The sequence below is a fragment of the Rummeliibacillus sp. G93 genome, from assembly GCF_023515935.1.
Classification (GTDB): domain Bacteria; phylum Bacillota; class Bacilli; order Bacillales_A; family Planococcaceae; genus Rummeliibacillus; species Rummeliibacillus stabekisii.
In genome coordinates this window covers 1,487,976-1,501,607 of record NZ_CP097314.1, presented here as the reverse complement: position 1 = coordinate 1,501,607, position 13,632 = coordinate 1,487,976, and the positions used below count along the sequence as shown (strand labels likewise).

General features: G+C 36.2%; 14 protein-coding genes. 6 read left to right on the top strand and 8 right to left on the bottom strand.

What is annotated here, in order from left to right:
• Nucleotides 1-143: 143 nt before the first annotated feature.
• The 4 genes from M2M59_RS07520 to M2M59_RS07505 form a co-directional block, all read right to left on the bottom strand.
• Nucleotides 144-1,142: a tetratricopeptide repeat protein gene (locus M2M59_RS07520; protein ID WP_147193546.1), complete on the bottom strand. Its 999-nt coding sequence runs from the start codon at nt 1,140-1,142 to the stop codon at nt 144-146.
• A gap of 123 nt (nt 1,143-1,265) precedes the next feature.
• Nucleotides 1,266-1,487, bottom strand: a complete 222-nt coding sequence (locus tag M2M59_RS07515) for a hypothetical protein (protein ID WP_147193547.1) — start codon at nt 1,485-1,487, stop codon at nt 1,266-1,268.
• A 136-nt stretch (nt 1,488-1,623) separates the two neighbouring features.
• Entirely contained in the window at nt 1,624-3,180 is a 1,557-nt protein-coding gene (locus tag M2M59_RS07510; RefSeq protein ID WP_147193548.1) for an aminotransferase class V-fold PLP-dependent enzyme, read from the bottom strand.
• Nucleotides 3,181-3,182: 2 nt separating this feature from the next.
• Nucleotides 3,183-3,734 (bottom strand): glycerol-3-phosphate acyltransferase, encoded by a 552-nt coding sequence (locus tag M2M59_RS07505; RefSeq protein WP_147193549.1) that lies wholly within the window; start codon nt 3,732-3,734, stop codon nt 3,183-3,185.
• Between the two features lie 173 nt (nt 3,735-3,907).
• Between M2M59_RS07505 and M2M59_RS07500 the strand changes: the two genes are divergently transcribed.
• Nucleotides 3,908-5,170: a glycosyl hydrolase family 18 protein gene (locus M2M59_RS07500; RefSeq protein WP_147193550.1), complete on the top strand. Its 1,263-nt coding sequence runs from the start codon at nt 3,908-3,910 to the stop codon at nt 5,168-5,170.
• Nucleotides 5,171-5,226: 56 nt separating this feature from the next.
• Here the strand turns inward: M2M59_RS07500 and M2M59_RS07495 are convergent, their stop codons facing one another.
• The 4 genes from M2M59_RS07495 to cyoE all read right to left on the bottom strand — a co-directional run bounded on the left by M2M59_RS07495 (nt 5,227) and on the right by cyoE (nt 10,234).
• On the bottom strand, nt 5,227-5,391 hold the full coding sequence (locus M2M59_RS07495; RefSeq protein ID WP_249775898.1) for a hypothetical protein: 165 nt from the start codon (nt 5,389-5,391) through the stop codon (nt 5,227-5,229).
• Nucleotides 5,392-5,581: 190 nt separating this feature from the next.
• Nucleotides 5,582-8,692, bottom strand: coding sequence for an MMPL family transporter (locus M2M59_RS07490; RefSeq protein ID WP_147193551.1), 3,111 nt, complete (start codon nt 8,690-8,692; stop codon nt 5,582-5,584).
• Complete coding sequence (locus M2M59_RS07485; RefSeq protein WP_147193552.1) at nt 8,689-9,153, bottom strand: MarR family winged helix-turn-helix transcriptional regulator; 465 nt, start codon at nt 9,151-9,153, stop codon at nt 8,689-8,691. The genes M2M59_RS07490 and M2M59_RS07485 overlap by 4 nt, the downstream gene beginning before the upstream one ends.
• Before the next feature lie 148 nt (nt 9,154-9,301).
• Nucleotides 9,302-10,234: a heme o synthase gene (cyoE, locus tag M2M59_RS07480; protein ID WP_147193553.1), complete on the bottom strand. Its 933-nt coding sequence runs from the start codon at nt 10,232-10,234 to the stop codon at nt 9,302-9,304.
• A gap of 257 nt (nt 10,235-10,491) precedes the next feature.
• Here cyoE and M2M59_RS07475 point away from each other — a divergent pair, with 257 nt between their 5' ends.
• The 5 genes from M2M59_RS07475 to M2M59_RS07455 all read left to right on the top strand — a co-directional run bounded on the left by M2M59_RS07475 (nt 10,492) and on the right by M2M59_RS07455 (nt 13,629).
• Complete coding sequence (locus M2M59_RS07475) at nt 10,492-10,713, top strand: KTSC domain-containing protein (RefSeq protein WP_147193554.1); 222 nt, start codon at nt 10,492-10,494, stop codon at nt 10,711-10,713.
• Nucleotides 10,714-10,937: 224 nt separating this feature from the next.
• Nucleotides 10,938-11,033 (top strand): YjcZ family sporulation protein, encoded by a 96-nt coding sequence (locus tag M2M59_RS07470; RefSeq protein ID WP_084246876.1) that lies wholly within the window; start codon nt 10,938-10,940, stop codon nt 11,031-11,033.
• Nucleotides 11,034-11,268: 235 nt separating this feature from the next.
• Nucleotides 11,269-11,994, top strand: coding sequence for an AzlC family ABC transporter permease (locus M2M59_RS07465; protein WP_147193555.1), 726 nt, complete (start codon nt 11,269-11,271; stop codon nt 11,992-11,994).
• Nucleotides 11,991-12,317 (top strand): AzlD domain-containing protein, encoded by a 327-nt coding sequence (locus tag M2M59_RS07460; protein WP_147193556.1) that lies wholly within the window; start codon nt 11,991-11,993, stop codon nt 12,315-12,317. The genes M2M59_RS07465 and M2M59_RS07460 overlap by 4 nt, the downstream gene beginning before the upstream one ends.
• A gap of 151 nt (nt 12,318-12,468) precedes the next feature.
• Nucleotides 12,469-13,629, top strand: a complete 1,161-nt coding sequence (locus tag M2M59_RS07455) for a cation:proton antiporter (RefSeq protein ID WP_147193557.1) — start codon at nt 12,469-12,471, stop codon at nt 13,627-13,629.
• Nucleotides 13,630-13,632 lie beyond the last annotated feature (3 nt).

The window sequence follows — 13,632 nt, the reverse complement described above, 5'->3', positions numbered from 1 at the left end:
CGTAACGCCTCCTTTTTATAGAATATTCTAATATATTGAAATATTAATAAAATTATATATCATTACATCGAATTTTGTAAACAAAAATCCAAATTTTATAATCATATTCTATAAAAGGATATATATTACATTCACTCAACTTCTTATAAGAGCTTTAGTTTTTCTCTTGCTTCTTGATCTCCTTGTAAGGCTGCTTTTTGGTACCAATATTTTGCTTTCTTAAAATTAACTTGTGTACCAATCCCTGCTTCGTAGCAAAAACCAAGATTGAACTCCCCATCTACATCTTGTTGATCTGCCGCAAGCTGATACCAGCGCATCGCTTCTACCCCATCGCCATTTTGAAATGCCTCATGTCCTAGACGATTAGCAGCAAATACATCCCCTGCTAGCGCTGATTGTGTAAACCAATGGTGCGATTTGGTTTTATCTAGATCGACACCCACCCCATTTTCGTACATATAACCAAGCGTATACATCGCCTCTGCAACGCCTCTATCTGCAGCAATTGAAAAAAGTTCAAATGCGCGCTGTTCATCTTTTTCAACAAACTCTCCTCGTAAATACATATCTGCATAGTTATTCATTGCATCAGCATGTCCTTTTAAAGCCGCTTCTTTATAAGCAAGGTATGCCTTCTCCCAGTCTTCTCTTACAACCACTCCATCATAATAAAAATTGCCTAGCCAATAGATCGCATCCAGATTTCCTGCAGCTGCAGCTTGTTCATACCATACAAATGCCCAATCATCATGGCCAATAGTTTTATAGATTTGACCAAGTAATAATTGTGATACAGAGTCTCCTTTCATGGCTTTTTGATATAGATGATTTGCTTCCTGTAATTCTTTTGCATTCCAATAGCTGTTTGTTTCAGTTATTTTTTGCTCAAGAAATGCCTCTAACAATAAAAGAAAATCACGATGTATAATTTCACAATATTTTCTATCGTATACAGTCAGTTGCTTGAACTGTCGGAAGAGCAATATGTAGTTGTTATCGAGACCTTCCTCTTTGAAAAATGCTAATATCTCTTTTAACTCATTAAGTGAGCATTCTTTCAATTCTATTTGTGAAATATTGTTAAGGATAGTTTGGTATTCTTTTATTTCAATTAGCTGTTTCAATTTTTCTGTATTCATTTGGGGATTGTTCTCCTTTTTATTTACATAGTAAAAGGCTACGCAAGAATTCCATACTCACATAGCCTTACCCCTTATTTGAGCTTCTATTACTAATATTAAGAACTAAGTATCTTCCGCTGTTTAAAATTTTTTGAACAATGGAAGCCACGGTTTTTGGCCTTGAGTTTGTTGTTGCTGCTCCATAGGTGATTCAACTGGTACTTCATCTTGTGTTAATGCTTTTGTAGCATTTGGCTTAAATGGAGGCGGCCCCATTGTTGTCTGCACTGCTTTAATGAGCGGCGGAGGGGGTACATCTGTAACATTCTTATATTCTTCGCCATTAAAGGGTGTCATAGCCAATCCAATCCCTCCTTTCTTCATACCATAATATATGAATGAAAGGAGTAGGGATTCTTGGCGACCGCCCGGCAGCATGTATGGATCTGATAAATGAAAAATAAAATTGATTGTGGTATTACAATTTGTTTAACTTTTTTTAATCACTTGTTTGTAGAACTAACGAAGTATTTATATATTGATCAAAAAATTGAATAAAATTTTCAAAAGCTACTTCAAAATCTGGTCCTATGGTGGAGATTTGAAAGATATGCTTCTCCTTCAAGTATACACTTTCACCATGTAAAAAGAATCCGTTTAATTTAGCATCATCACAAAAGTTTTGAAGAGAATTAGGAAAAACAAAAGACATAATGGTCGGATAATTTGAAGAAACACATATTTTATAACGAGATATACTGGAATCCTCTACACTATCTAAGCGATTCTTCAATATTTTATATCGTTCTGGATATTCCTTTAATGCCTCGACTGTATTAGATACGAGGAATGCTGGAATTGTAAATGGGATTGGATGGTAAAAATAATGTGCTAAATTTAAATAAAGTGGCGCATTGTTAGTTTGTGGTACTTGATTTAAAAATACAAAGGAAAGGCCACTTAATGCTCCGAGTGCTTTCCCGCTGACAGCAGATGCCATATAGAGCCCTCTCATTGAAAAAGCTAAAGCACCAAATGTGCTAATACAATCTACACATACCTTTACTTGGTATTGTTCCGCTAATCTCGTGATTGCTTGGAGATTATTGCATTCACCTGTAGATGTCTCACCATGTACAAGGGCTATCCACCGATACTCACCTGTTTTAAACATTTCTTCAATTTCCGCTAGTTGAAATGTCTCACCCCATTGATATAAACAACTATGAAACTGTAAATCCCAGTGTCTTGCTTGCCTGATGAGACGTTCTCCAAATTCTCCATTTGAAAGAATGATACCCTTTTGTTGTTGGAAGTCAGCTTTCATTTGTCCAAGCATTGCTTCATTTGCTAATGTTCCAGAACCGACAATTGTTGTAACAAATTTCGCTTGTGCTTCTTGTAAAAGCCGATCCAATAACTCTTGATAAAGATTCTTAAAATTCCCCGACCTATGAGACAAGCTAGTATTGGTCAAAGTGCTTGTTTGTAAAACTGGACCAGGATAAAAATAATGTTGCTTTAAACGAATTTTTTCAGCCATTTGAGCACAATTTTTTCGAGTTAAAATCATAGGAATAAATTTCGCTTGTGATGTTCCGACTTCAGAACCAAAAGGTGTAAAACCTAAGTGCTTATACAGCTTCTCTTCCTTTGTAAAACCTGAAATTATAGCTCCAGAATAATTTCTTTCATATACGTACGTATAAATAGCTTTTGCTAACTGTCTGAATACACGGCCGTTCCTAAATTGTTTTTTCACTGCTAATAAGCGAATTTCACAAAGTTTTTCATAGTCACTGCTATCTAAATAATCTTCCACATTCCCTATTTTCTCATCTAATGAAAATGGACGTTGATCCCGAAAAGCGAGCATACCTACAATATCGTTATTTCGATATACTAATATATATGTATTTTCATTATGAAAGCGATCTTGTAATTTTCCATCTTCATTTGGCGAATGCTGAGCGATTTCTTCTACAAAAGTTTGATAATTAAACCGTGCAATTTCATCGAATTCTTTATCTGTTCGTGCTATTTTGCAATAATACATGATTAGCTCACTCTTTCCCTAAGATTTTTGCGGTGCTTATATGTAATGAGCAAAAAGCTCAACAATAACGGTGTATAGACAGGTATATGGAAGGTGAGAATAACCAAACTGCAAGCCACAAAACCAAAAATCATTCCCCTTGTAAGGTTTTTGAAAAATGGCAGAGCGATAGCAGTAGAAGTAGCCAATATCATTAAAAGCATTGGATTCAATACGGCCACACCACCAATCAATGCTGCTACCCCTTTCCCACCTTTAAAATGGAGCCAAACTGGAAAAAGATGCCCTAAAATACATAGACATACACCACAAGCAATTACAAACTCATCAAGCAATAGTATATGACCTATCATGGCTGTTACAGCAGCTTTAGCTGCATCTCCTATAAAAGTATAAAGGAACGCAAGCTTCCCCAATGTTCTGCCAGCATTCCTTGCTCCTAAATTACCGCTGTTTAGATTAGCCAGTGATACACCATACCATTTGCCGATAAACCATGCTGCCATGATACTTCCTATTAAATAAGAACTCAAAAGATAGATAAGTATTATCATTTATTTCAGCAATTACATCTTTAAGGATAGTTGCTTTTTCACCTGCCTTCTAGGTTCTTTTTATATTTATTCGCTATTAGTACCCTAAACCCTTGCTTTTACAATAAAACTTTCGCAAATTTTTTCTTTTCGCATATGTTGTATATGAGAATGAAAGAGAAGGTGGGGGTTATTTGTTTATTTATGTTGTAAAAACTGGAGAGTCTATTTTTTCTATCGCCAGAAAATATCAAGTAACCATGGATAGTATAAGAACTATCAATGGATTATCGACTGATACAATTGTTCCGGGCCAAGATTTATTGATTCCAACAGACCAGTATGTAGTACAACCTGGAGATTCACTTTTTACAATTTCCCAAATGGCGATGGTCTCAGCTGATCGAATAAAAGCTTATAATGGACTTCAGTCTAATGAACTATCAGTCGGGCAAACATTGTATCTACCTCCAAGAGAAAAATACAGCGCCTATAGTTTTGGCTATATTACCGTTTCCACTCCTGAAAGTAATCAATTAATTACACAAACATATGCACCACTGAACACCTATTATGGCATTTTCGAACACCACGTTCTAGCTGATGGCAGCTTGAGCGAGCTGAACGATCAAGGCATCGTTAATATGTCCCGTGACAATTTTGTTGCACCTATAGCAGTGGTTACAAACCTAACAAGCACAGGATTTGATCCAAATTTGACCGTCACTATATTATCAAATGCCACAGTTAGACAGCGTTTGATTACAAATATTTATAACCTACTCCGAAACAAAAATTATTCAGGTGTCAATATAGATTTTGAACAAATCCCTGCTTCACAGCGTGATAACTTTACAACTTTTTTAAGAGAACTTCGCACTCGCATTCAACCAGGTGGGTTTTCACTATCTGTTGCTTTACCGTTTAAAACAGAAGAAAACGATCCGCCTTGGAGAAGAGGATATGATTATAGGGGAATTGGAGCAGCTGTTGATTTTGTATTCTTGATGGCTTACGACTGGCATGAGCTTGGTAGTGATCCTGGTCCTGTAGCTCCTATTCAAGAAGTAAGAAAAACGGTAAATTATGCGATTCAAACAATCGGGGCAAGAAAAATTCTCTTAGGCGTCCCTAGATATGGCTATGATTGGACTGTTGCAAACGGCCAAGTAGTCAGTGCAAAAGCTGTATCAGTGGCTGAGGCAATCAAAACGGCTATGCGACATAATGTACCTATCTCCTATTCAAGAGAGTACCAGCAACCGTTCTTTACTTATTGGGATGCAACTGGTGCTGAGCATAGGGTATGGTTTGAAGATGCAAGGGCACTTGCTCAAAAACTACAAATGATTGTTGACAAACGATTAAGAGGAATTGGATCATGGCATCTTGGCTTGCCATTTACACAATCAGCCGTATTATTTAATGAATTCTTCCGCATACGAAGAATTTTATAAAAGAAAAAAGCAGGGAGTCATTTCCCTGCTTTTTTCTATCTCAATTTTCTCATTAACTATGAAGGGAAATTCTGAATAATATCATTTATAACCGCAATAATTTCAATAATTAAAAGAACAAGTACAGCGGCCAGAAAGATAACTAACATTCTATTTTGCTTGTTGAGCAAAATGAGAATCAGAATGATAATAATCAGCACGACAAGCAAGAGTAAATACATATTCCCCCTCCCTCAAAACTAAAATAAAAACCTACTACTCTAACTATCATATGAAGGGTATATAATTCTTGTTGATTATTTTTAAGACTTTAACCTTTATTATTGAATAAAAAAATTGGATACAGAATTCTGCTCAATTCTGTATCCAACCAGATCTTATTTTATTAGAGAAAGAATCAGAGATTTAGTCCTATTTTTTTATAAACGGCCACCAGTTAGCTTTTCCAAATGTTTTAGCAAGCACTGGAATAAACAACGGTAAAATCACTAGTGCATACAATACTAGGCCAATTAAGATAACCGTTGCTATTTCTAGCAATGATAGAACACCCGCTGGCATCATAGCAGCAAACGTACCTCCAAGAATAACGGCCGCAGAGATGATGACAGTACCCATTTTGCGCATGGACTCTAGCATTGCTTCACCTACTGATCGATCTTTGTATTCATTGAATCGGTCCATTAAGAAGATACTGTAATCAATGCCGAGCGCAATTAAAATTACAAATGCGAAGAATGGGACTGCCCAGCTAATACCGTCATAGCCAAGCAAATTCACGAATATAGATTCTGTAATAGCCATTGAAGTATAGTAAGTTAGGATTAATGAAGCAATCAAATAGAGCGGCATAATAATCGATCTTAGTAATAAAAGAAGGATTAATGCAATACCAGAAAGCATAAGAATGACCGTCCTCGTATAGTCCGCATCTGACATTTTGCCCATATCGTTATAGGTGCTTGTAATACCTCCTACTGCCACTTTAGCATTTTCAAGCTTTGTATCTTTTGTAGCATTGTCCACTGCTTTTTTAATAGGATCAATTTGCGCAATCGCTTCGTTTGAATAAGGATTTTCTTTAAAGACAACATCCAATGTCATAGTTTTGCGGTCTTTTGACATATAGGCATTAAGAGATGGTTCAAACTCTTTACTGTGAATCGTTTCTTCTGGTATATATACGCCTGCCATATCATCCGGCGATGAGGCCAACCCATCTAAATAACCTTGAGCCCCTTTGAGCCCTTTATGGACTTTATTTAAACCAGTAGCACTTTTATTTAGACCATCTGTCAATTGACTCATCTGTCCGCCTAAATTTGAAAATCCATTTAATAATTGTTGTTGGCCATTTTTCAAATTAGAAAGCCCACCTTCAAAAGTAGACATATTCCCAATAATTTGGTTTTGACCATTTGCAGCTTGGTTTAAACCACTTTGAAGTGAACTTACTGCTTGGATAAGTTTTCCAAGCCCCTCTGCCATTTGCTTTTGACCATTTGCCATTGGTTCTAAATTAGCATTAGCTTGATTTAGACCAGTTTGTACTTGCCCCAAGCCGCCAGTTAATTTTCCAAGACTTCCGGCTATTGCTGTCGTACTCTGCTGTACAGTAGACACTGTTTGTTTTATTGTAAGGTAATCTTTATTTTGATTTAAATCTGGATTTCCCTTCTCTAAATTAGTAAATGATGGGTTTAATGCTCCCATAGTTTGTGCTAGTTTAGAAAGATTGTTCCCTATTGCTTGATAGCCTTCTTTCAATTTTGATAAACTCTGTGCACTTTGTTGATAGCCCGTTAGAAGCTTTTTGCTCCCATCAGACATAGCAACCAAATTATTTTTGATATCCTCAAGCCCTTTATTAATCTCGCCTGCACCCATTGATCCGTCTCGGATGCCCTTCTCAATCCTTGTTAAACCTGTTTGAACTTGACCCATACCATTTTTTAATTGGTCTGTACCATTGATAAGACCATCAATACCATCTGTGGCTTTTTTCAATTGCGGACCAGACTTTGATAACTCTCCACCTGCAGATTTCAAGCCGTCGCTGATTTTTTTGATGCCTTCGTTGCTTTTCCCCACGCCCTCTTTCAAACCTTCAGCTTGGTTTGCAACTGCTAAATCTTTTATTTTTTCTCCTGTTGGACGTGTAACAGATCGAACAAAGTCAACATCATCATTTTTAGCTACTTCTTTACTGATTTTTTCTGCTAATCCCAAATACTCCGCAGAATCCATTGCTTCATCATTTTTAATAACAATTTGAGTTGGCATAGATTGGCCTGGACCAAAGCTGTCTGCTATAATATCAAATGCTTTAATTGAAGGTACATCATCACCAGCTTCATTCAGTGAATTATAAGAAAGATCGCCATCATAAGCTACTAAAAACGGAATAGATACAGCTCCTACTATTAATAGAGCAATTAACGGTCGTGTTAATGCAAAGCGCCCGACAATCCCCCAGAATTTACTATCCTTGTGTTCAAGTTTTCCTTTGGATGGCCAGAAAATCTTTTTCCCCATGACCGCCATAAAGAATGGGACGACTGTAGCGAGAGCAAGCAAAAGAATAGCTACACCAATAGCAACAGCCGCTGCAGATTGATACAGCTTGAATGTTGATAGCCCAATTGCTGCAAAACCTATCATTACGGCAAGGCCACTAAAGAACACCGTCTTTCCTGCAGTTTTATATGTTGCAACTATTGCCTCTGCAACGCTCTCTTTTTCAGCAAGTTCTTCTTTAAAACGGCTAAAAAGCAAAATACAGTAATCCGTCCCGATACCAAACAAGACTGCTACTAGGAAAATTTGTGTATATTGAGAAATTGGGAAATCCCATTTATCAACAAGGAATGAAACGATTGATTGCGAAACTAAATAACTAAATCCTACTGTAATCAGCGGTATTAATGGTGTAATGATAGATCTGAAAACTAATAGCAATACAGCTAGAATAAATACAACTGTGATGCCCTCTGTTTTCTTTAAACCTTCTTGTGAATTTGTATTAAGGTCTTCATCGATCATCCAGCTGCTCGTATAGTAATGTTCTATTTTCACACTATTTAGTTCTTTATAGAGTGCTTTCATTACCTTTTGAGGGTTCCGGTCACCAACTTCCATGGACAGTGAAGCCATGATTGTTTTCCCATCTTTTGAAACGAGTTGATCTTTTAAAGCTTTTTCATCAAAATGAGTAGTTATATCAGTGATACCCAGTTGTTTCTTATCCTTTTCTAGCTTCTGAATAGCTTGTTTTACTTCTTTTGTGTCCTCTGCGGACATTTTTTTCTTATTATGAAATACAAGTGCTACTTGTGATTTATCATTGTCTTGCATATCATCTAGCATACGCTTTGCCATGGAAGAAGAATAATTGCCCGGAACATCAATACTACCTTTCTCTTTTACAAGATTGGCCATATTTGGTGCTGTCATCATTAATACAGCTGCAATTGCTATCCATGCAATGATGACAAACCATCTTGCTTTTATGATTGCCTTCATTCTTTTACACCTTCTTTATTATTCATATTAATTAAAATATGGGAAAGCTTTTCATATGTATGCATAAAGCTCTCAATTTCTTTCCTATCAAACTTTGTAATGAAATGCTTAACTAGCTGATGAATTTTTTCTTCTGTTTCAAGGTAGAGCTCCTTGCCTTTTTCTGTTAGAGATAAATATACCACTCTCCGATCGTTCTCATCTCGAGTTCTCTCAATTAGTCCCTTATCCGTCAAGCGCGTAATAATTGCCGTAATGGCACTTTTATTGACATGAAAAGCTTCTGCTAGATCTGTTGATGTACAGCGGTCATGCTGAAATATAAATCGAAGGGTATAATGCTGGTCATTCGTCAATTCTTTACTCAGCTGGTCTTTAACAAGTGCCTCCCCCATTCGATTCACTTGGAAAGAAGTTTTGATATATTGGTCAATAAGCTCTTGGATATTGTCATAAGCCAATCTGTTCACCTCGCTATTTAGTTCAACAATTTAACTATTCATCTGTTAAACTATAAAAAGAAACAATAATTTTGTCAATTGTTTTTCAAAATATTACATCCTTGTACACAGCAAAAAAACGGCAAGCCGAATTAGGCATTGCCGTTTTTTAATGGAATTTTAAATACAGTCCAACTATAGAGTATATAATAACCGTTGAAAATAGGATCGTCATATGAAGAAGTGAATAAACAAATAGTAAAGTTGCCCATTTTTTAGGATCTTTTTTATGATACCCATAAATATTCATAACAAGCCAAGCTATGCTTAGTAATAAAGCTACTAGCATTAAACCCTTGCTTAGAGTTCCAAGCAAAAAGCAGCTTGCTGTGAGAAGAATTAAATAAATATTTGTTGTTATATATGTGCGTTTCATACCTTTTGCTACAGGAAGCATAGGAACCCCAGCAGCACTGTAATCGTCTTGTTTACGAATTGCAATTGCATAGAAGTGCGGCATTTGCCAAATTAAAGTGATTACAAATAAACCAAGAATAGCCGGATGCATAATGTTTGGATGGATTGCTGCCCAACCAATTAACGGAGGCATAGCTCCTGAGATGCTACCGACTTCTGTATTATAGACTGTATAGCGTTTCGTCCAAATAGTATAAGGGAATACATAAAAGAAAATTCCCGTAAAGCCTAGCAATGCTGCAAGCGGTGTCGCCAAATAAAGCGCGAGCAACCCAACAATCGTTGATCCAATAGCAATAAACCACACTGTACCGATTCTAATATCTCCAGTCACTGTTGGCCGTTTTTGGGTGCGTTGCATTATAGCATCTATATCCCTATCGTAGATATTGTTAAAGGCCCCTGCTGCAGCAATAACTAAAGCAGAGCCAATGATTGCTGAAACTATTCGAAGCCAATGATCAAATGGATTAATTTTATACGTATATAGCGCGAGCGTTAAACCGGCAACCATTGGAATTAAATTCGACTTAATTATCCCTGTTTTTACTGTCTGCGCTAAAATTTGCATGAAAGAAGGCGGCGTTTCTGCTTCTCTCTGTTTATATTTATGTTTGCTCCCCATTATTCTATTTTCATTCCTTTACTAACTAAAATAAACTATATATAAGAATAGTAATGACAACAATACTTTTATTGTAACAAAATTCGCCTTTGATATATATCTTTTTATTTTAATTCACAAGAATGCCATGAATCTATTTCAAACTTGATTATTTTTTCTTTTGTCTGTGACACTCAATAGAAAAAAACCGCTTTAAATTATTTAAAAATTCTGTTATCTTATTAATAAAAGATATAATGATTAAGGAGGTATTCATAATGCGATGGATAAAGATAGATTCCTCAAAATTAGAAGCAGTTGGATATGACGAGGGCGCAATGATTTTACGGATTCAATTCATAAAAGATGGCGTCTTTGAATATTATGGTGTTCCACCATTCGTTCATAAAGACTTAATTGAAACTAATCATCCTGAAAGAATTTTTAAACAATACATTAAAGATAAGTATCGTTACGTTCGACTTCAAAACCAATCCTAATCATTCACCCAAGCAACTTTAACTCGCACTACATAAGATAAAGTACAGTCAGTGGGATGTGAAGGCATGGGGTTTTGTATTATTGTATCCTAATAATTCGCCCCAACAGGAATAATCATAAAAAATGCTTCAAGCATTTAAGCCTGTTTTCTACACATTTACCCAATGAGTGTAAAGCAAAATGCATATTATATTAATACCTTTTCATAAGGAGGTGCATAAATATGGGCTTTACATTACTAGTTGTTCTATTCATCTTGTTAATTATTGTCGGAGCTTCTTACATGGGTTACGGTTACGGCGGCGGTGGAGCTTGTTAATCATTCCAAAAGCATCCACAATAAATAGGAGTGTAGTCGTTTAACTGTGCTTACAAACTAAACAGATCATATTAAGCAAATATGACACTCTAAATGGAAAGGAGAGCGATGAACGCTCTCCTTTTTGTTTTTTCAATAACTTGAAAATTTTCAGAAGCGCTGGAACGAAAAAAGTGCTATAAAACATCCATAAAGTTATGTATGATAAAGAGAATATAATAAAAGGAGTGATTCGTTGAACAGTTCGGTAGAGAATGTCCAATATGAGCAAGTAAAACATCCTTTCTTGCAAGGTATACGAGACTGCATTCCTACACTGTTAGGATACATAAGTATTGGGGTGGCATTTGGCATTGTGGGCTCAGCATCCCAATTAAACATGATAGAAATTGCTTTATTGACCATATTGGTCTATGCAGGTTCAGCACAATTTATCTTTTGTGCGCTTGTTCTGAGTGGGACTCCACCTCTCGTGATTATTTTCACGATTTTCATAGTAAACCTTCGACACTTTCTTATGAGTCTTTCTGTTGCGCCCTATTTTACGAAATACAGCTACCTGCGCAACATTGGATTTGGCTCATTGTTGACTGATGAAACTTTTGGCGTCGCAATCACCAAGTTAATGCAGACAAAAGAAATGAGTGGAAGATGGCTGGATGGGCTTAATATTACTGCCTATGCAGCTTGGATTGTATCATGTCTTGGAGGTGCACTGCTTGGCAAATGGATTACAGCGCCTGAAAAGTGGGGGCTTGATTTTGCTTTAATTGCAATGTTTGTAGCGCTTCTCGTATTGCAATTGCAAAGCGTCGGAAAAACAAAGCTCACAAAAAATTTATGCTTAATCGGGATTGTAGCAATTCTTATGTATATATTCTCCTATTTTATGCCATTACATTTGGCAGTTATACTTTCAACAATCTTCGCAGCTGCCATTGGGGTGGTGATGGATCGATGAGTATGAATATAATGATATGGACAATTATTGGCTGTGCAATTGTTACATGGCTCCCAAGAATTATTCCATTTCTTTTTGTAAAACACGTAAAGCTTCCTTCCATAGTAATGAAATGGCTCTCTTTCATTCCAATATGTATTTTAAGCGCGCTAGTTGTAGAAAATTTGCTTGTACCTGGCGATGGAATAACTTCTCTTAACTGGTCTGTTGTATTTGCTTTTATTCCAACGCTTCTTTTGGCAATATGGACAAAAAGTTTATCTGTAACTGTATTAGCTGGGGTTATATCTATGGCAATTATACGAATATATTTACCAGTATGAGTGTTTTCATAGTTTTATTTAGCCAAAGGTATACATTTTATGATATTATTGAAACATAATGTTTTTAGTAGACAAAACAAAAGTAATGAGGAGTCTATAGGCATTCAATTATTCGAATCTTTAAACTTCTTTTGGTTAAGGGGGCAGATTATTGGAATTACTACTTCAATTAGTGATTATTATACTCGCAACAAAAATAGCGGGAGCCATTGCTGTTCGATTTGGACAGCCAAGTGTGCTCGGGGAAATAATTGTGGGGATTATTATCGGACCAGCAGTTTTAGGATTGATTGGCAATATCGATGATAATGAATTATTACATACCTTTAGTGAACTTGGTGTTATATTTTTAATGTTCTTCGCTGGCGTTGAAACAAATATTAAAGATTTAACCTCTAATACAAAGTCAGCATTGACTGTAGCGGTTTTCGGTGTTGTGCTACCTCTAGTAGGAGGTTATTTAATCGGTGAAAGCTTTGGCATGGATCCTACACATTCATTATTTTTAGGTATTGTGTTGACAGCTACTTCGGTTAGTATCTCCGTACAGACTTTCCGTGAGCTCAATCAATTAAAAACACGAGAAAGTGCTACAGTGTTAGGCGCAGCCATTGCTGATGATATACTTGGCCTGATTTTACTGGCAATCGTTATCAGTATTACTGTCGGGGGAGATGTATCCATCCCAACAGTGTTATTGAAGCAAGTAATTTTCTTTGCGGTCATTATTCTTGCGAATTGGAAAGTTGTGCCCGTCATTTCTAAAATTGTGGCAAAATTTAAATCTACAGATATTTCGCTAGTTTTTGCAGTTGTACTTTGTTTTGCTTATTCATATTTCGCCGATTTCATGGGTATTAGTAATATTATCGGTGCATTCTTTGCAGGTCTTTCTCTAGCAGCAGACAAATCTCGTATAGAATTTGAAGAAAAGCTTTTACCATCAGTAGGTGTTTTATTTATTCCTGTATTCTTTGCAAGTATCGGACTTTCTGTTTCCTTTAAAGGAATTGGTGAGCATATAGGGCTGATTGTTATTCTATGTGTTGTTGCTGTTCTAACGAAAATTGTGGGCGCAGGTATCGGTGCACGAATTACTGGATTTAATACAATATCAGCGATTTTAATTGGTATTGCCATGGTTTCTCGAGGGGAAGTCGCATTAATAACATCCAGACTTGGATTTCAAAAAGGGCTATTTTCTGAAGAGTACTATACTCCTATGATTATCGCAGTTGTATTTACAACTGTTGTCACACCACCTTTATTAAAATGGATTATTTCCATTAAAGAAAAAAGAACTTCAATTTAAAAC

Coding starts and splice junctions, on each gene's coding strand:
- M2M59_RS07505 (WP_147193549.1), bottom strand. CDS start 3,734: ATGATAATACTTATCTATCTTTTGAGTTCTTATTTAATAGGAAGTATC.
- M2M59_RS07475 (WP_147193554.1), top strand. CDS start 10,492: ATGCGATGGATAAAGATAGATTCCTCAAAATTAGAAGCAGTTGGATAT.
- M2M59_RS07510 (WP_147193548.1), bottom strand. CDS start 3,180: ATGTATTATTGCAAAATAGCACGAACAGATAAAGAATTCGATGAAATT.
- M2M59_RS07495 (WP_249775898.1), bottom strand. CDS start 5,391: ATGTATTTACTCTTGCTTGTCGTGCTGATTATTATCATTCTGATTCTC.
- M2M59_RS07470 (WP_084246876.1), top strand. CDS start 10,938: ATGGGCTTTACATTACTAGTTGTTCTATTCATCTTGTTAATTATTGTC.
- cyoE (WP_147193553.1), bottom strand. CDS start 10,234: ATGGGGAGCAAACATAAATATAAACAGAGAGAAGCAGAAACGCCGCCT.
- M2M59_RS07520 (WP_147193546.1), bottom strand. CDS start 1,142: ATGAATACAGAAAAATTGAAACAGCTAATTGAAATAAAAGAATACCAA.
- M2M59_RS07490 (WP_147193551.1), bottom strand. CDS start 8,692: ATGAAGGCAATCATAAAAGCAAGATGGTTTGTCATCATTGCATGGATA.
- M2M59_RS07460 (WP_147193556.1), top strand. CDS start 11,991: ATGAGTATGAATATAATGATATGGACAATTATTGGCTGTGCAATTGTT.